The organism is Actinoplanes sp. CA-252034, from assembly GCF_050956125.1.
Classification (GTDB): Bacteria; Actinomycetota; Actinomycetes; order Mycobacteriales; family Micromonosporaceae; genus Actinoplanes.
In genome coordinates this window covers 9,195,503-9,212,633 of sequence record NZ_CP191846.1, presented here as the reverse complement: position 1 = coordinate 9,212,633, position 17,131 = coordinate 9,195,503, and the positions used below count along the sequence as shown (strand labels likewise).

General features: G+C 70.1%; 12 protein-coding genes and 2 pseudogenes. 9 read left to right on the top strand and 5 right to left on the bottom strand.

The window, feature by feature from the left end; all coding sequences use genetic code 11:
• Positions 1-51 precede the first annotated feature (51 nt).
• On the bottom strand, positions 52-1,875 hold the full coding sequence (locus ACQPZW_RS41505) for a bifunctional sugar phosphate isomerase/epimerase/4-hydroxyphenylpyruvate dioxygenase family protein (protein WP_433791523.1): 1,824 nt from the start codon (positions 1,873-1,875) through the stop codon (positions 52-54).
• Between the two features lie 6 nt (positions 1,876-1,881).
• On the bottom strand, positions 1,882-2,517 hold the full coding sequence (locus tag ACQPZW_RS41500; RefSeq protein WP_433791522.1) for a TetR family transcriptional regulator: 636 nt from the start codon (positions 2,515-2,517) through the stop codon (positions 1,882-1,884).
• 94 nt (positions 2,518-2,611) lie between these two features.
• Between ACQPZW_RS41500 and ACQPZW_RS41495 the strand changes: the two genes are divergently transcribed.
• Both ACQPZW_RS41495 and ACQPZW_RS41490 read left to right on the top strand, forming a co-directional pair.
• Positions 2,612-3,469 carry a shikimate dehydrogenase gene (locus ACQPZW_RS41495; protein ID WP_433791521.1) on the top strand — a complete coding sequence of 286 codons (858 nt, stop codon included), beginning with the start codon at positions 2,612-2,614 and terminating at the stop codon, positions 3,467-3,469.
• Positions 3,444-4,831 (top strand): annotated as a pseudogene (locus tag ACQPZW_RS41490) (Nramp family divalent metal transporter). The gene ACQPZW_RS41495 and the pseudogene ACQPZW_RS41490 overlap by 26 nt, the downstream one beginning before the upstream one ends.
• A 37-nt stretch (positions 4,832-4,868) precedes the next feature.
• Here the strand turns inward: ACQPZW_RS41490 and ACQPZW_RS41485 are convergent.
• Positions 4,869-5,609: a peptidase gene (locus ACQPZW_RS41485; protein WP_433791520.1), complete on the bottom strand. Its 741-nt coding sequence runs from the start codon at positions 5,607-5,609 to the stop codon at positions 4,869-4,871.
• 2 nt (positions 5,610-5,611) lie between these two features.
• Positions 5,612-6,900: pseudogene (locus ACQPZW_RS41480) on the bottom strand (VWA domain-containing protein).
• A gap of 182 nt (positions 6,901-7,082) precedes the next feature.
• Here ACQPZW_RS41480 and ACQPZW_RS41475 point away from each other — a divergent pair.
• From ACQPZW_RS41475 to ACQPZW_RS41465, 3 genes are read left to right on the top strand one after another with little or no spacing between them, the layout of a single operon-like run.
• The gene (locus ACQPZW_RS41475; protein WP_433791519.1) at positions 7,083-8,138 is read left to right on the top strand and encodes a serine/threonine-protein kinase; all 1,056 of its coding nucleotides are present in this window, start codon (positions 7,083-7,085) and stop codon (positions 8,136-8,138) included.
• Entirely contained in the window at positions 8,135-9,208 is a 1,074-nt protein-coding gene (locus tag ACQPZW_RS41470) for a hypothetical protein (RefSeq protein WP_433791518.1), read from the top strand. Before ACQPZW_RS41475 ends, ACQPZW_RS41470 begins: the two co-directional genes overlap by 4 nt.
• Positions 9,205-10,818, top strand: coding sequence for a substrate-binding domain-containing protein (locus ACQPZW_RS41465; protein WP_433791517.1), 1,614 nt, complete (start codon positions 9,205-9,207; stop codon positions 10,816-10,818). Before ACQPZW_RS41470 ends, ACQPZW_RS41465 begins: the two co-directional genes overlap by 4 nt.
• 130 nt (positions 10,819-10,948) lie before the next feature.
• On the opposite strand, the gene ACQPZW_RS41460 is transcribed toward ACQPZW_RS41465, so the two are convergent.
• Positions 10,949-12,115 carry an acyl-CoA dehydrogenase family protein gene (locus tag ACQPZW_RS41460; RefSeq protein WP_433791516.1) on the bottom strand — a complete coding sequence of 389 codons (1,167 nt, stop codon included), beginning with the start codon at positions 12,113-12,115 and terminating at the stop codon, positions 10,949-10,951.
• Positions 12,116-12,180: 65 nt separating this feature from the next.
• On the opposite strand from ACQPZW_RS41460, the gene ACQPZW_RS41455 reads away from it, so the two are divergent.
• From ACQPZW_RS41455 to ACQPZW_RS41440, 4 genes are all read left to right on the top strand, one after another.
• Entirely contained in the window at positions 12,181-13,179 is a 999-nt protein-coding gene (locus tag ACQPZW_RS41455) for a polyprenyl synthetase family protein (RefSeq protein WP_433791515.1), read from the top strand.
• 76 nt (positions 13,180-13,255) lie between these two features.
• The gene (locus ACQPZW_RS41450; RefSeq protein ID WP_433791514.1) at positions 13,256-14,950 is read left to right on the top strand and encodes a putative Ig domain-containing protein; all 1,695 of its coding nucleotides are present in this window, start codon (positions 13,256-13,258) and stop codon (positions 14,948-14,950) included.
• Positions 14,950-15,603, top strand: a complete 654-nt coding sequence (locus ACQPZW_RS41445; protein WP_433791513.1) for a PulJ/GspJ family protein — start codon at positions 14,950-14,952, stop codon at positions 15,601-15,603. The genes ACQPZW_RS41450 and ACQPZW_RS41445 overlap by 1 nt, the downstream gene beginning before the upstream one ends.
• The gene (locus ACQPZW_RS41440; protein ID WP_433791512.1) at positions 15,600-17,126 is read left to right on the top strand and encodes a hypothetical protein; all 1,527 of its coding nucleotides are present in this window, start codon (positions 15,600-15,602) and stop codon (positions 17,124-17,126) included. The genes ACQPZW_RS41445 and ACQPZW_RS41440 overlap by 4 nt, the downstream gene beginning before the upstream one ends.
• The last annotated feature ends 5 nt before the right edge of the window (positions 17,127-17,131 follow it).

Genomic DNA, 17,131 nt, shown 5'->3' with positions numbered 1-17,131 from the left:
GTAGCCCCGGGACGGGGTGGCTCGGCGAAGCGCGGGGTGGGCCGTACCACCTCAGGGGTTGAGGCGCCGGTGACGTTGCGCCGCCATGCGGACCGGGGCGTTGGGCTCGCCGAAGCGGTCGTAGCCGGGGCGGCGTTCGACGATCTCGAAGAAGACGCGGCCGCCGTAGACGGGGGTGTAGAGGTGCAGCAGCTCGTGGCCGGACGGGTCGCGGTCGTAGAGGACGCCGTGCCTGGCCAGGGTCGCGACGAAATCGGCGTCGAGGGCGAAACGGGCGATCAGATCGTCGTAGTAGTTGTCGGGCACCGGCAGGGGCGGCAGGGTGAGGGCCGCGGCGGTGGCGACGATGTCCGCGGTGGTGAAGGCCACGTGCTGCGGGTCGACCACGGCGGGCGCCCAGTCGCCCCGGCGGAGCAGGGCCACCGTGAGGGCCACGCGGACGGTGCGGGACGGGTTCGCGACGGCACGGGAACGCATCAGCCCGAAGGGGGCGGCGTACTCCTCGGTGGCGAGATGATCGAGGCCGAGCACCGAGTGGTAGAAGAGTCCCGCCTCGTCGAAGTGGTCGAACGGCTGCGCCAGGCCCAGATGGTCGACGGCCAGCAGTCCCGCTCCCGGGCGCGCGTCGGCGCCGGTGGGCAGGAAGTCGGCTCGCCAGTCGTCGCCGGGGTAGGTCACGAAGACGCTGGTGCCGTCGGGGGCGGTGATCGCGGCGAGTTCGGCTTCGCCGGGTTCGCGGACGTTCGGGTGGGCGGGGGCCAGCAGCGCTCCGGCCCGGGCCAGCGATCGGCTCGGATCGGCTGACGTCACCGCGAAAGCGCTGATGGCGGCGGGGCCGGGGTGGGTCACGGCGCTGTTCAGGACTATGCGGGCGGCGCCCTGCTCCCAAAGCTCGACGGGCTTGGTGCGGTGCTGGCCGGTGTGGGCGAAGCCCAGGCCACGCAGGGCCGATCGGAGCTCGGGTCCGGAGTTGCCGTCGACGGCGAACTCGGTGAAGGCGTGGCCGGTCAGTTCGGGGGCCTCGGGGAGGCGGCGGGCGCGGTCGGGCGCGCCGGGCCGATGGCGGGTTGCGAGGGCGTCTTCGAGGGCTGTCAGCGAGCGCATGGCGTCGACCGCGGTGCGGGCCGGATCGGACTGGCGGAAGACGTCGTTGAAGACCTCCAGCGACAGCGGCCCGTCGTAGCCGGCGGCGAGGACCAGACGGACGAAACCGGGCAGATCGAAGGCGCCCTGACCGGGGAAGAGGCGGTGGTGCCGGCTCCACTGGAGCACGTCCATGCTCAGGTGCGGGGCGTCGGCCAACTGCAGGAAGAAGATCTTGCCGGGCGTGATCTCCGCGATCCCGGCCGGGCTGACCTCGCGGGACAGCACGTGGAACGAGTCGAGGCAGAGCCCGAGTGCGGGGTGGTCGGCGCGTTGCACGATCCGCCACGATCTGTCCCAGGTGGACACGTGCCGGCCCCAGGCCAGCGCCTCGTAGGCGATCCGCATCCCTCTGTCCTGGGCGCCGCCGGCCAGTTCGGAGAGCTGGGCGGCGATCAGATCGTCATCGTCGGCGGCGGTGGGGGCGACCGACGAGCAGACCAGGACGGTGTCGACGCCGAGCGCCGCCATCACGTCGAACTTCCGCTCGGCCCGCTCCAGGCTTCTCGCGAAATGTCCGCCGTCAGTGGACTCCAGGTCGCGGAACGGCTGATACAGGTCGATGCTCAGGCCTAGATCGGCACACCGCTTGCGGACCTCCGCCGGCGCCATCGGTGACACCACGAGATCGTTCTCGAACAGCTCGATGCCGTCGAATCCGGCCGCGGCCGCCGCCGTCAGCTTGTCGTCGAGGGTTCCGGAGAGGCAGACGGTGGCGATCGATCGGCGCATGGCGGCTCACTTTCGTAGATAGCCGGTCACCAGGTCGCCGAGCATGGTGCGGTAGTGCTCCCTGCGCTCCGGGTCGAGCAGGTCCCGGTCGAAGAGCGCGCCCCACGTGTGGCGGTTGGCGACGCGGAAGAAGCAGAACGAGCTGATCATCATGTGGACGTCGAGGGCGTCGACGTCGTCGCGGAAGTGGCCGTCGTCGACGCCCCGGGAGAGGACGCCGCGGAGCAGGTCGACGGCGGAGCTGTTCAGGTCGACGAGCCGGGCCACGTGGGTCATGTGCTTGGCGTGCTGCGCGTTCTCGACGCCGACGAGCTTGATGAACGCGGGGTGTGCCTCGTGGTGGTCGAAGGTGACCTCGGCGAGCCGGCGGACGGCGGCGACCGGGTCGAGATGGTCGACGTCGACACTCCGCTCGGCGGCGCGTATCTCCGAGTACGCCCTCTCGAGAACGGCCAGGTAGAGCTGCTCCTTGCCGCCGAAATAGTAGTAGATCATCCGTTTCGTCGTCCTGGTCCGGGCGGCGATCTCGTCCACTCTGGCCCCGCTGTAACCGCGGTCGGCGAACTCCTCGGTGGCCACGTCGAGCAACTCGGTGCGGGTGCGCTCGGCGTCGCGCCGCCGTTCGCCCGTGTCTGACCGCACTGTTTTCTCCTGCGTCATGAACCCAGTCTGCCGTGGGGCTTGACAGTGTCCGCCATCACACCCGATAACTAACGTACCAGTTCGTACATTAGAAATGGAGATCGAGATGGCGGGATGCCGATGCGGGTTGATCGGAACCGGGATCGGTGCGTCGCTGTCACCCGCGTTGCACGAGGCCGAGGGGAGCCACCACCACCTCGGGCTCAGCTACACGCTGTTCGACGCCGACTCCCCGTCGGACCTCGAACGGCACCTCGACGAGGCCGAGCGCGACGGCTTCGCCGGGCTGAACATCACCCACCCCTTCAAACAGCAGGTGATCGAGCACCTCGACGAGCTGTCCCCGAACGCCCGGGACATCGGCGCCGTCAACACCGTCGTCTTCTCCGGCGGACGACGGCAGGGACACAACACCGATGCATACGGGTTTGCCGAGTCCTTCCGTACCCAGCTCTCCGGCGCGGCCACCGGCCACGTCGTGCAACTGGGTGCGGGCGGAGCCGGAGCCGCCTGCGGTCATGCGCTGCGCGGCCTGGGCGTCGAGCGGCTGACCATCGTGGACCCGGACCGCTCCCGCGGCGAGAGCCTCGCCGACCGACTGGGCGCGGACCACCGGGCGACGGCCGATCCGGCCCTCCTGAAAGGCGCCGACGGGCTGGTCAACGCCAGTCCGATCGGCATGCGCCACCACCCGGGGATCCCGCTTCCCGCAGAGTCACTCCACCGTGGCCTGTGGGTCGCCGACATCGTTTACATGCCGGTCGAGACCGAGCTGCTGCGTGCGGCCCGGGCCGCCGGACTGCGGGCGGTCGGCGGCGCGGCGATGTGTGCCTATCAGGCCGCCGCCGCGTTCGAGCTGTTCACCGGGCGTACCCCCGATATCGCGCGGATGTTGCTTCACCTCTCCCATCTTCTGGAGCGCGGTTATGTTGACCGAGACCACCACTCGTGAACTCCCCGAACCCCCCGCACTGCGCCACATGGTCGGGCCCGGCATCGTCGCCGTCGGGATCGGCATGGCGGCCGGCGAGATCATCCTCTGGCCCTACCTGACCGCCATCGGCGGTCTCGGCCTGCTCTGGCTGGCCTTCACCACGCTGGCCGTGCAGTTCGTCATCAACATGGAGATCGAGCGCTACACGCTGGCCACCGGCCAGACCGTGGTGGCCGGGTTCTCCCGCTGGTGGAAGGGCTGGGGCATCATCATCTGCCTGGCCGGCGCCTTCCAGTACGTCTGGCCCGGCTGGGCGACGAGCGGCTCCACGCTGCTCACCTACCTGTTCGGCGGCGGTGATCCGGTGTGGATCACGGTGATCGGCCTGGCGGTGGTCGGCGTCCTGCTGACCTTCTCCAAGGTGATCTACAAGACCGTCGAGCGGGTCGAGACGCTCAAGGTCGTGCTCACCCTGTTCTTCCTCGCCGTCGTGGTCGTCTTCGTCATCTCGCTGAGCACCTGGGGCGAGGGCGCGAAGGCCACGGTCACCGAGTTCGGGCAGATCCCGGACGGCATCACGTTCACCATGCTGCTCAGCGCGATCGGGGCGGCCGGCGCCGGTGGTGTGCACAACCTGGTGCTGAGCAACTGGATCCGGGACAAGCGGTACGGCATGGGCGCGCACGTCCCCGGCTGGTCTCCCCGATCACCGGCCAGGAGGAGGCGGCCGGCACCGGCGACCGCTACCAGTTCCCCCTGGACGAGACGTCGATGAGCCGCTGGAACCTGTGGTGGAAGCGGGCCAACGTCGAGCACCTGGTCACGTTCGTGGCGGTCTGCTTCGTGACGATCGGCGTGATGAGCCTGCTCGCGTACGAGACCCTCTTCGGCCGTGGCGACCTGAAGTCGGACCCGTCGTTCCTGCGGATCCAGGGTGACATCTTCCAGGCCGAGGTCGGCACCTGGCTCAAGCTGCTCTTCCTGGCGGTCGCGGCGGTCTCGCTGTGGGCGGCCGCGATGGGCCTGCTCGACATCATCGGCCGGGTCGCGTCGGACTTCCTGCACCGCAACTACCTGTCCGGGTCCGTGCGCTGGACCGAGCCGAGGATCTACCTGGTCGTGGTGTGGACCGAGATCGTGCTCGGCTCGAGCATCCTGCTGGCTGGGTTCACCCAGCCGCTGGGGCTGCTGATCGTCTCCACGTGCGCGGCCTCGGTGGTGACGCTGCTCTACTCGATCCTGCTGGTCCGGCTCAACACCCGGGATCTGCCGGCGCCGATCCGGGTCCGTGGGTGGCGCCTGGGCGGGCTGCTGGTGGCGATCGGCTTCTACGGCTTCTTCGCGATCGCGATGGTGGTGACCCAGCTCGACAAGCTGTGAGTTTCGGGGGCCGTCCGGCTGGACGGCCCCCGACTGCTCAGACGCGCCGGCGGCGGGTCCAGGAGAAGCCGATCAGGCCGGCGAGGGCGGCCAGGACACCGCCGCTCGCCGTCCAGATCCAGCGGGACGAGAAGTCCGGGATCCAGTCGAAGGAGAGGGACGACTCGTCGTCGGCCGACGACGAGGCGACCGGAGCCGGCGGCGTCGTGAGGACCTTGCCGGGGCGGTTGTCCGCGACCAGCGGGGCCGCCAGCGAGCCCTGGTCGGCGCCGGTGTCGCCGGTCGGCGCGGCCAGTCGCAGGCTCACCTCGACCGGCAGGCCCAGGTCCTTCTCCGGCAGGTCGGTGCTGGACAGGCGCACGTAGTAGGTGCCGGGCAGCGGGTCGCCGTCCCACGGCTCGGCCCACGACCGGACCTGCCGCAGCCGGCAGCCGAGCGTCACCGAGGTGGCCGACGTCTCGGCGACCGGGCTCTGCTCACCGCCCACGCAGGCCTGCCGCCGGCGCAGCCCGTCGAAGACCTCGACGGTCCACGCGTGGTCACCGGTCCGCCCCTGGGCCGGCAGCTTGACGTCGATGGCGAGCTCCGGCCGCTGCCCGGCGGTGGCCGGGAACTGCCAGTAGAGGTAGTCACCGGTCACGGCCGACACCTTGACCGGCTGGTCCGCGGCGATCGACACCGCGGTCAGGTAGGAGGTGCCCGCCGTGCTGACCAGCGGGGTCGGCCCGGCGGACGGGTCGGCGAGAAGAAGAGCCGCCGCGAGTACGAGCTGCTGCATGATCAGTTCTCCTTCCACTTGGCGACCCACCAGCGGGTCAGCCAGCCGGCCAGCACTCCGGCGATCAGGCCGGCGACCACGAGCACGAACAGCAGCAGCAGACCGCGGCCCAGGCCCGGGGCGTCCGGAGCCTGGGAGGCGGCGACCAGGCCGATGGTCAGCTCGACCGGCATGCCCGGTGCCCCCGCCGCGGTGGCCGACCCTCCGGCCGCCGCTCCGGCCGACCCTCCGGCCGCCGCTCCGGCCGCCGCGAACGAGTTGCTCACGATCAGGCAGATGTCGGAGGTCGCGGAGAGCGCCGGCTCCTCGTCACCGGACCAGCGCAGGCCGGCCGAGATGACGTCGGCGCGGCCGCTGCCCGCGTCCAGACCGCGGACCAGCTCGCGACCGTCCACGGTGGCCGCCTTGATCAGCACCCCGTAGTCGCGGTTCAGCGGCCGGTCCAGGGCGATGCTGACCGAGGCCCGCAGCTCGTCGCCGTCCCGGACCGAGACCCGGTAGAACCGGTGCTCGCCGATCAGCTCACGGTCGGTGTAGACGCCGGCGGCCAGCAGCGGCGCGGTGGCGCAGTCCTCGGCACCCGCTACCACGGCCGGCGTGACCGGGGCGGCAGCGCGGCGCGGTCGACGAGTTGCTTGATCCGTTCGGTCAGCTCCTCCTCGCTCTGCGCCGCGGCGTAGGTGCCACCGGTCGCCTGGGAGATGCAGACCAGCTGCTTGCGGGTCTTCTCGTCCGGGGCGAGGCCGAGCGTGTCGACGACCAGGTCGGTGCCCTGGGCGGCCAGCTCGCGGGCCACGTCGCACGGGTCGGGCGGGGTGCAGGTGTCCTCGCCGTCGGTGATCAGGACGATCCGGCGGGCCGCTCCGGCGCCGTCGAGGTCCTTCGCCGCCTCGCGCAGGGCCAGGCCGATCGGGGTGAAGCCGGTCGGTTTCAGGGTGGCGATGGCGTTCTTGGCGGCGACCCGGTTGACCTGGCCGACCGCCACGATCTGCTGGGTGTCCCTACAGCCCTGCTTCTTGTTCTCGCCGCCGTAGGTCGCGCCGAGCACCCGGATGCCGAGCTGGGTGGTCTCCGGCAGGGCGTCGACGACCTCGTTGAAGGCGCGTTTGGCCACCGTCATCCGGGTCTCGCCGTCGATGTCGGCGGCCTTCATCGAGCCGCTGACGTCGAGGACCAGCTCCACCACGGGAGGCTCGGCGACGGTCTCGTCCGCGTATGCGGGGGAGGCGCCGGGAACGGCGACCGCGATCAATCCTATTGCTGCCACTATGGACAGTTTCTTGTGGATCACGCGGCAAGATCATAAACATACTTCCCGGGTACGGGTCTCCCGGGGCGACCCGTACCCGCGAATGAACGTGTGATGAACAGCTCGGTCCGGCACGAGCATTGGCGGGGCTTTGCGGGGATTTCTGACGGGTCAGGCGGTCGTACGATCCGGTCCCGAGCACCTCAATGCCGTCCGGAGTGGAAATGCCCGAGGTTAGCGGCCGCTATCAGAAGATCACGCTGCTGGGAAAGGGCGGGATGGGTGAGGTGTGGGAGGCCCTCGACGGCCACACCGGCCGTACCGTCGCGCTCAAGCTCCTCACCTCGGCCGCCCTCCTCGACCCCGAGCTGCGGGAACGCTTCCTCCGCGAGATGCGCCTGGCCGCCGAGATCGAGAACCCGTACGTGGTGGCCGTCTACGACTTCGCGGCGACGCCCCAGCCGTACATCGCGATGCGCCTGATCCGGGGCGTCACGCTGGCCGAGGAGATCCGCATCGCCCCGCTGAACCCGGCACGGGCCGTCGACATCGTCCAGCAGATCGCGTCGGCGCTGGCCGCCGCGCACGCCAAGGGCCTGCGGCACCGTGACGTGAAACCGTCGAACATCATGCTGGAGCGCGGGCACCGGCAGGGGCACGATCACGCGTACCTCTTCGACTGGGGTATCGCGCACCGGATCGACACGGCCGACCCGGAGATCACCCGGGGTGGGCAGATCGTCGGCACGCCGTCCTACATCGCGCCGGAACGCCTGCTCGGCACCCGGTCGGACCACCGGGCCGACATCTACTCGCTGGCCGTGGTCCTCTACCAGGCGCTGACCGGGAAGCTGCCGTTCGGCGACACCGGCATGCCGTTCCCGCTGCGGGCACACCTCTTCGACCCGCCGCGGGCGCTGCCGCCGTCCATCCCGGCGGAGCTGCGGCGGGTGGTGGAGAAGGGCCTGGCCAAAGACCCCGACCAGCGGTACGCGAGCGCCGCCGACTTCGGTGAGCAGGCATGGGCCGCGCTGAACCCGGTGGCCCCGGCGCCGTCCCGGCTGTCCCGGGACGTGGTCTGGCCGGCCGGTGGTGGCGTGGCCGGCGCGGTGGCCGGGACGGTTCTCGCCTCGGCCGGCCTGCTCGACGCGACCTCGGTGCTGTGGGCGCTGCCCGCGCTCGCCGCCGCCGGCGCCTTCCTCGGCTGGGGTGTCCGGCCGGGCGCCACCGGCGAGGCGGACGACGGCACCCGCCTGATCGACCGGGGAGCGATCGGATGAGACTCCGCCTGCTCGCCGTGGTCATGGCGGTGCTGCTCATCCTGGTCGTCGTCTGGCAGGTGACCCGCCGGGGCGAGAGCGTGGCCGCCGCGCAGTGCGCCACGGCGCAGACCGAGGTCAACGGCATCGTCGGCTCGGAGAAGGAGGCGTATCTCGAGGATCCGCGGGTGGCCGACGTCTTCCGCTGTGCGGGGCTCACGCTGCGTATCGACGGAGACGGTTCGCGCGACATGGTGAGCCGGGTCGCCTCCGGGTACGATTTCGCGTTCCCGTCGAGCACCCCGACCGCCGAGAAGATCATGCAGACGCGCGGGGTCGCCGAGTCGTACAAGCCGTTCTCCTCGGTGATGGGCGTGGCCACCTGGAAGCCGACGGTCGACGTGCTGCGGTCGGCCGGCGTGGTGGAGAGGGTGAAGGACCGCGAGGTGGTCTCGATCCGGAAGCTGATCGAGATGTCCGGGCGGGGCACGACCTGGAAGAAGATCAACGCGGGCTCGCCCAACGGCAACGTGGTGATGCTGCGGACCACCGACCCGGCCGACTCCAACTCGGCGATCATGTTCCTCTCCATCGCGTCGGCCGTGCTCAACGACGACCGGCCGGTCAGCGGGGCCGACACGCTGCCGGAGCTCCTGCCCGACCTGTGCCGCCTCGTGCTCGACCAGGGCACCAAGCCGAACACCAGTGGCGTGCTCTTCGAGGAGTATCTGACCGGCGGCGCCGAGCGGATCCCGATGGCCCTGGTCTACGAGTCGCAGTTCCTGGACACCGTCTCCGGCCAGAAGGTGCCGGCCGGCGGCGACCACGTGCTGCTGTTCCCGAACCCGACCGTCTACGCGTGGCACACCCTGGTGCCGCTCACCCCGGCCGGCAGCGACGTGGGGAAGCTCCTGCGCGACGACGAGACCCTCAAGGACATCGCCGCCGAGTACGGATTCCGCCCGCAGGGCCGCACCCTGGCCGACCGCCCGAACCCGCCGGTGGTCGTCGAACCGCCCGACTACCAGGTGCTCGAGTTGCTGCTCGGACACCTGGCCGAGCAGCGGAAGGCCGCCCAGTGCCCGAAGTGAGACGCCTCGTGGCCGCGGTGACCGCGGTGACCATGCTGGCCGGCTGCACCACCACGCCCTCTCCGGAGCCTCCGCCGGTCCCCGTGCGATCCGGCCCCGGGATCGTCCTGAGGGTGCTCGCCGGCAGCGAGCTGGCCGACATGCAGCCGATCCTCGACGAGGCGGCGAAGGCCACCGGCGTCACCGTGAAGATGGATCTGGTCGGCAGCCTGGAGGGCGCCGAGACGGTCGCCACGGGCAGGGCCGACGGGAGGTACGACGCGCTGTGGTTCTCCTCGAACCGCTACCTGGAGACGTTGCCCGAGGCGAAACGGCGGCTCGGCAACGCCACCCGGATCATGGCGTCGCCGGTGGTGCTCGGCGTCCGTGCCTCCGCGGCACAGCGGCTCGGCTGGACCGGCCCGGTGACCTGGAAGGACGTGGCGGGGGCGGCGGGCGAGGGCCGGTTCACCTTCGCGATGACCGACCCGGCCGACTCCAACACCGGGTTCTCGGCGCTGGTCGCGGTCGCGTCGGCGCTGGACGGCGACGGCCGGGCCCTGGACGCGGCCGCGATCGACCGGGTCGCCGCGCCGCTCACCGCCTTCTTCAGCGGCCAGCGGATCACCGCCGGGTCGTCCGGCTGGCTCACCGACGCGTTCCTCGGCCGGATGAGCGGGGCCGATCCGGGCCCGGCGGTGGACGGGCTGATCACGTACGAGGCGTCCCTGCTGGGCCTGAACCGGTCCGGAAAGCTGTCCGAGCAGCTCACCGTGATCCGCCCGGGTGACGGCGTGGTCAGTGCCGACTACCCGCTGACCCTGATGACGTCCGCCCCCACCGAGGCCCGGGACGCCCACGAGCGGCTCGCCGCCCACCTGCGCGGTGCGGCCGTGCAGGACCGGATCGTGCGGGACACCTGGCGCCGGCCCGGCGTCACCGGGGTCACGCTGCCCGCCGAGCTGCCGGCCGCCCCGGTGGAGCTGTCCTTCCCGGACACCCGGGAGGCGATCGACGCGCTGCTCACCGCCTACCAGGACCGCCTGCGGCGGCCGTCGCGGACGGTGTACGTGCTGGACGTGTCCGGCTCGATGAAGGGCGACCGGATCGCCCGGCTGAGGACGGCGCTCGCCGGGCTGACCGGGATGAACACGTCACTGACCGGGGAGTCCTGCCGGTTCCGCAGCCGCGAGGAGGTGGTCCTGCTCCCGTTCAGCTCGAAGCCCTCGGTCCCGCAGCGGTACACCGTGGACGCCGCCGACCCGCAGCCGTCCCGTGACCGGATGCGTGCCGCGGTCGCCCGGCTGTCCGCCGGTGGGGACACCGCCGTGTACGACTCGCTGCTCGCCGCCTACCGGGAGTTGGACGGCGCCGCCGACCGGAACAGGTTCGCCAGCATCGTGCTGATGACCGACGGCGAGAGCAACCGGGGCCGGGCCCTGGCCGACTTCACCGCTCACCTGACGAAGCGCCCGGCGGACGCCGAGCCGGTGCCGGTGTTCCCGGTGCTGTTCGGGGAGGCCGCCGAGACGCAGATGCGGCAGGTCGCCGACGCCAGTGGCGGCGAGGTGTGGGATGCCCGGGGCGGCGACCTGACGAAGGCGTTCTGCCAGATCCGTGGATACCAATAGCGCGGATCCGGATCCGTCGACGACCGCATGGGCCCGGCGGTCGCGATTCGGCCGGGAGTGGCGCCTGCGCCGCGCGGGAGTCAGGGGGCGGCGTGGTTGCGGTCGGGGAGCGGTGGCGCGTACCGAATGGTCATTTGAATGCGGCGTGGCCGGTGAGCGCCTGGCCGATCACCAGGCTGTGGATCTCGGAGGTGCCCTCGTAGGTGAGGACCGATTCGAGGTTGTTGGCGTGCCGCAGCGGAGAATACTCCAGGGTGATGCCGCTGCCGCCGAGGATCGTGCGGCACTCGCGGGCGATGGCCAGCGCCGTCCGGACGTTGTTGAGCTTGCCGACGCTGATCTGGTGCGGCTTGATCGTGCCGGCGTCCTTGAGCCGGCCCAGGTGTAGCGCGAGCAGCGCCGACGTGTTCAGGCCGACCGCCATGTCCGCCAGTTTCTGCTGGGTCAACTGGAAGGCGGCGATCGGCCTGCCGAACTGGACGCGCTCGTTGGCGTAGTCGATCGTGGTGCGCACACAGTCGAGTGCCGCCCCGGCCGAGCCGAAGACGATCCCGAACCGGGCCTCGCTCAGGCAGCTCAGCGGCGCACCGAGACCGCGTGCCTCCGGCAGCTGCGCCGAGGCGGGCAGCCGCACGTCGTCCAGCGACAGCTCGCCGGTGATCGAGGCACGCAGCGACAGCTTCTTCTTGATCGTCCGCGTGGTGAAGCCGGGTGTGCCCCTGGGGACGAGGAAACCCCGGATCCCCTCTTCGGTACGGGCCCAGACGGTCGCCACGTCGGCGATGCTGCCGTTGGTGATCCACATCTTCGAGCCGTTGAGGACCCAGTCGTCGCCGTCGCGAACCGCCCGGGTGCGCATGTTCGCCGGATCGCTGCCGAAGTCGGGCTCGGTGAGACCGAAGCACCCGATCGCCTCACCGGCCGCCATCCACGGGAGCCACTCCTGCTTCTGCTCCTCCGACCCATACCGCCAGATCGAGAACATCGCCAGCGAGCCCTGCACCGAGACGAAACTGCGCAGGCCCGAGTCGCCGGCCTCCAGCTCCAGGCAGGCCAGACCGTACGCCACCGCGCTCGTCCCGGCGCAGCCGTAGCCGTCCAGGTGCATGCCCAGGACGCCCAGCTTGCCCAGCTCGGGCGCGAGCTCGCGGGGGAACGTGCCCTCCTCGAACCAGTCGGCCACGTGTGGGCGCACGTGCTCGGTCACGAACCGCGCCACCGTCTCGCGGATCTGCCGCTCCTCGTCGCTGAGCAGGCTGTCGAAGTCGAGCAGGGCGAGCGGATCGGTGACGGTCATGGGGTCGATTCTGCACCGCCGGGCTCGTCAGCGTTCTCCCAGAGGGGTGATCTAGCCTCTTGATCATGGCGGCCTCGATACCTGGACTCAGCGACCTCGTCGATCCGGACGTCCGCGACCGGGTCGCGGCGTTCCTGACGGGAGTGGAGACGGAGCTGCTGGTCTCGGTGACCAGCCCGGACCCGCTGATCGACGAGGCTGCCGCACATCTGGTACGCGCCGGGGGCAAACGGTTCCGCCCGCTGACCGTCTCGCTCTGCGCGCAGCTGGGCGACGCGTCCCGGCCCGAGCTGCTGACCGCCGCCGTGCTGATGGAGCTGACCCACCTGGCCACCCTCTACCACGACGACGTGATGGACGAGGCGCCGCTGCGGCGGGGCGCGGCCAGCGCGAACTCCCGGTGGAGCAACCGGATCGCCGTCTACGTGGGCGACTTCCTGCTGGCCCGGGCCGCGCAGATGGCGGCGGGCCTGGGCGAGGAGGCGGTTCGGCTGCAGGCGAGCACCCTCGCCCAGCTGGTCCGCGGGCAGCTCGCGGAGACCGTCGGCCCGCGCGGCGCCGACCCGATCCGGCATCACCTGCGGGTCGTCGAGGACAAGACCGCCTCGCTGATCGCCACGTCGGCCCGGTTCGGTGGCCTCTTCTCCGGTCTGCCCGCCCACCACGTGCGGACGCTCGCCGAGTACGGCACCGCGATCGGCATCGCCTTCCAGCTCTCCGACGACCTGCTCGACATCGCCTCGGAGACCGCGCAGTCCGGCAAGACGCCCGGCACCGATCTGCGCGAGGGCGTGCCCACCCTGCCGATGCTGTACGCGTTGTCCGATCCCTCGTCCGGCAGCCCCCGGCTGCGAGAACTTCTGTCGAAGGGCCCCCTCACGGACGATGGGGAGCACGCCGAGGCGCTCGGCCTGCTCCGCGAGTCGGCCGCCCTGAAGCAGGCGCGGGAGACCGTCCACGGCTATGCCGGGGCGGCCCGCCGCAGCGCCGGCACGCTGCCCGCCGGTCCCGCCCGGCAGGCGCTGGAGCAGCTCTGCGACTACATCGCGGATCGCACCGGCTGATTTCTCTTCACTCTCCCGGCCTCGAGCCGATGAGCGCTGTGCCAATTCTCTAGGAGAAGCACAGTTGGGGAGAGAGATGCGAAGCGAGGACGACGGTTTCACGCTCGTCGAGCTGCTCGTGGCGCTGGCCGTTCTGAGCGTCGGGATGGCTGGGATGGGGTCGTTCTTCCTCAACGGCAGCCTCGCCGTCTCTCACCAGCGCGACCAGCGTCAAGCGGTCCAGCTGGCGTCTAGCACGATCGAGCAGGTTCGCGGGCTCAAGGGCAGTTCGCTGCTCGCCGGGCGCGGTCCGGCGAAGGCCAAGAGCCAGTGGGACAAGGCGCTGTCCGGCGACTACCGCGGCAAGATGAAGCGTTACCTGGGCAGCATGCAGATCGCCTCGGACCCGGAGATCACCAACACCGCCTCCGCCGCGGGTGACACCGCGGCGCTGTCCACCGCCACCCAGACGATCACGGCCGGCACCATGCAGTTCCAGCGCGACATCTTCGTCGGTCGCTGCGAGATCTACTACATGCGCAACGACGACTGCGTGGACCCGGCCGCCGGCACGCCGCCGGACAACGCTGCCGAGATCCTCAAGTACTTCCGGGTCGTCGTGCTGGTCACCTGGACCGGGAAGAGCTGCTCCGGTGACAACTGCAGCTACATCGCCTCGACCCTGGTCGCCTCGGAGACCGAGCCGACGTTCGACTCCAAGGCCGGTGTGCCGGACCTGATCACCACCGACATGTGGTTCTACGTCAACAGCCAGACGACGAACCGGCTCGACGTCGACCACGGCCAGCAGCCCAACGTGTGGTCGTGGGGGGCGACGAAGCCGTCCTGGCTCACCATCGACCCGAAGACCGGGCTGGTCACCGGCGTGCCCACGGTCGTCGGCGACACGTCGACCACGGTGACGGTCACCGACTCGCTCAAGCGCTCGGACTCCGGCACGGTCGTGTGGCACGCGGTGACGCCGCCCACGATCAGCGCGCCGACCGTGCTGACCAGTATCGCCGGCGACCCGGTCAGCCTGACCGTGACGGCCGCCAACGGTATGCCCAAGCGTGTCTTCAGCGAGGTCAGCATGGATGACGCGCTGACCATCGACCGCACCACCGGTGTCATCACCGGCACGATCACCACGGCCGGGACCTACCCGATCACCGTCAAGGTCGAGGACGCCAAGGGCAAGTCCGCCGAGGTCACCTTCAACCTGACCGTGACGGCCTACAAGCCGCCGACCATCACCGTGCCGCCCGCTCTGCAGGTCAACTACAACACGGCGGTCAACGCCTCCGCGGTCGCGGCGAACGGTGACGCGAAGTTCAAGTACACCGCCACCGGCCTGCCGGACGGGGTGACCGTGAACGCCACGACCGGAGCCCTGACCGGGGCGGCCAAGGTGGCCGGCCGATACCTGCCGACCATCACCGTGACCGACGGGCGCGGCGGAACGGCCGCCGGCTCCTTCGAGCTCGTCGTGAACTCGACGGTGGTCCTCAACTTCACGTCGCCGGCCCTGGTCGGCGCGGACCAGACGGGCAAGGTCGGCACCGCCATCCCGAACCTGACGCTCGCCACGAACGGCCAGTTGCTCACGCTGAGCGGCCTCAGCTACGACGTGACCGGCCTGCCGCCGGGCCTGAAGTGGAACAACGGGAAGGACGCGATCATCGGCACGCCGACGACCAGCGGGACCTACCAGGTCAAGGTCGTCGCCACCGGAAAGCTGCTGGCGGTCACGCAGACCGCCGTGCTGACTCTGAACTGGACGATCACCTGATGCCCGCGACGAGGAAGGCGACCGGAATGTGGCAGCGGATTCGCACCCGACTGGCCGGTGGCGACGACAGGGGATTCACGCTCGCCGAGATCGTGATGTCCATGACGATCCTGTCGGTCGTGACGCTGCTGACCGTCAGCGCGGTGACCGAGATCTACTCGGGCACCAAGCGGATCGACAACACCGCCGAGGTCCGTGACCAGCTCGACAACAGCTTCCGCCGGATGGACAAGGAGATCCGCTACGCCAGCTGGATCGGCCCGGAGAACGTGGACGCCGGCGGCACCTGGACCATCCGGTTCGCCACCCAGAAGGGCTGCCGGGCGCTCAAGCTGACCCCCGCGGGCGACCTGTCCCTGGTCACCTGGGCGCGGGACACCACCGTCAAGGACGCGCCGATGGCGCTGGCGTCGAACATCAAGCCGATCGCCGGCTCCCATCCGTTCACCCGGAACAAGGCGGGCGTCCCACCGAGCGCCCCGACCGGCATGGGCGCCGACTACCAGCCCGTCTTCTATCAGGTCCGGCTGTACTTCAACGTTCAGGCCGGCACCGTCACCCTGCCCTTCGACGCCACCTTCACCGCCCAGAACGCCGGGGCGGAAACCATTGAAAGCCAGTTCGACGATTGCAGTAAGGGAGTAACCCCGTGAGAGCAAGAATGATGCGGTGCGCCCGCGACGAGCGGGGATCACTGCCGATGGCGATCATGGTGACCACCATGGGGCTGGTCCTCTCGGTGGCGATGTTGCCGCTCGTGGTCCGGCAGGTCACGTCCACCCGGACCCTCCAGGACCGCAGTGCGTCCATGAACGGCGCCCAGGTCGGCCTGAACACGGTGATGGCGCGGGTCCGGGCCGCCTCCGAGACCACCGCGAGCGGCTCCATCGACGGCCGGCTGGAGGACATGCCGCCCTGCGACTTCAAGGGCGACGCCGGGATCGAAGGCACCGGCGAGTCACTTCCCTACGAGGTGAAGGTCACCTACTACGACCAGAACGGGAAGGAACTGGACTGCCCGCTGGTCGAGCTTCCCACGACTGCCAAGGTGACATCCGTGGGCGCCGGCTCGGCGGGCACCCGGTCGGTGTCGGCCACCTACAAGTTCTCCACGACGAACAACAACATCCCCGGTGGATCGATCTGGGTCGCCTCGCCCTCCGACAACCCGCTCTGCATGGACGTCAAGTCGACGAAGGTGACACTCGGCGCGTCGGTCGTCATGCAGAAGTGCAACGGCAACAGCACCCAGCAGTTCGCCTACACCGAGAAGCTGTACCTCAAGCTGATCAACTCGGAGGGGACCGTGCTGGCCGACGGCACGACGGCCGAGGACGGCGTCTGCCTGTTCTCCGCCGTCCCCCACGTCTCGGGTGGTGCCGTCACCCTCCAGCGCTGCCCGAGCACCAGCAACCCGACCGGTACCTACCAGTGGAGCCTCGACGGCAACAGCCGGTTCCACTCGACCAGCGCCAGCCAGGCCATCGAGAACCTGTGCATCAACCTGAAGACCGCCAACACCCCGGGCACCACCCTGGTCCTCGGCACCTGCACCGCCAGCAACAGCCTGAACGTCTGGCGGTCGGACCCGCGGATCGGCGCCGGCATGGCCGGTGACAAGACCAACCAGCTGGTCAACTTCGCCCAGTTCAGCCGCTGCCTCGACGTCACCAACCAGAGCACCACCTCGACGTACATGATCGCCTGGTTCTGCAAGCAGGCCCCGACCGGCGTCGTCGACTGGAACCAGATCTGGGAGCACCCGGTCCCGGACGCCACCAAGAAGGAGATCTCCAAGAAGGGCCCGGTCGTCGTCACCCAGAACGGCACCAAGTACTGCATGAAGTCGCCGCTCGACACCGCCACCAACGCCTACGTGACGGTCGAGAAGTGCGCCACCAACTACGCGACGGCCTATGCCGCGAAGGAGGACACCAGCGCCTTCGGCTGGACCGTCGTCCACAACACCGGCAACTACGCGACCAGCTACCGGATGCTCGACAACAAGGGCTACTGCCTCCAGCCGACCGACCTGGCCGCCGCTGTCAAGGACACCCACTCGGACGGCACCAGCAAGGTCAAGGTGGCCGTCTGCAGCAGCTCCGAGCTGCAGAAGTGGAACGCCCCGGCCAACCTCGGCGAGGCGACGCCGATCTACGACGTCAAGGAGGACTGACGGCC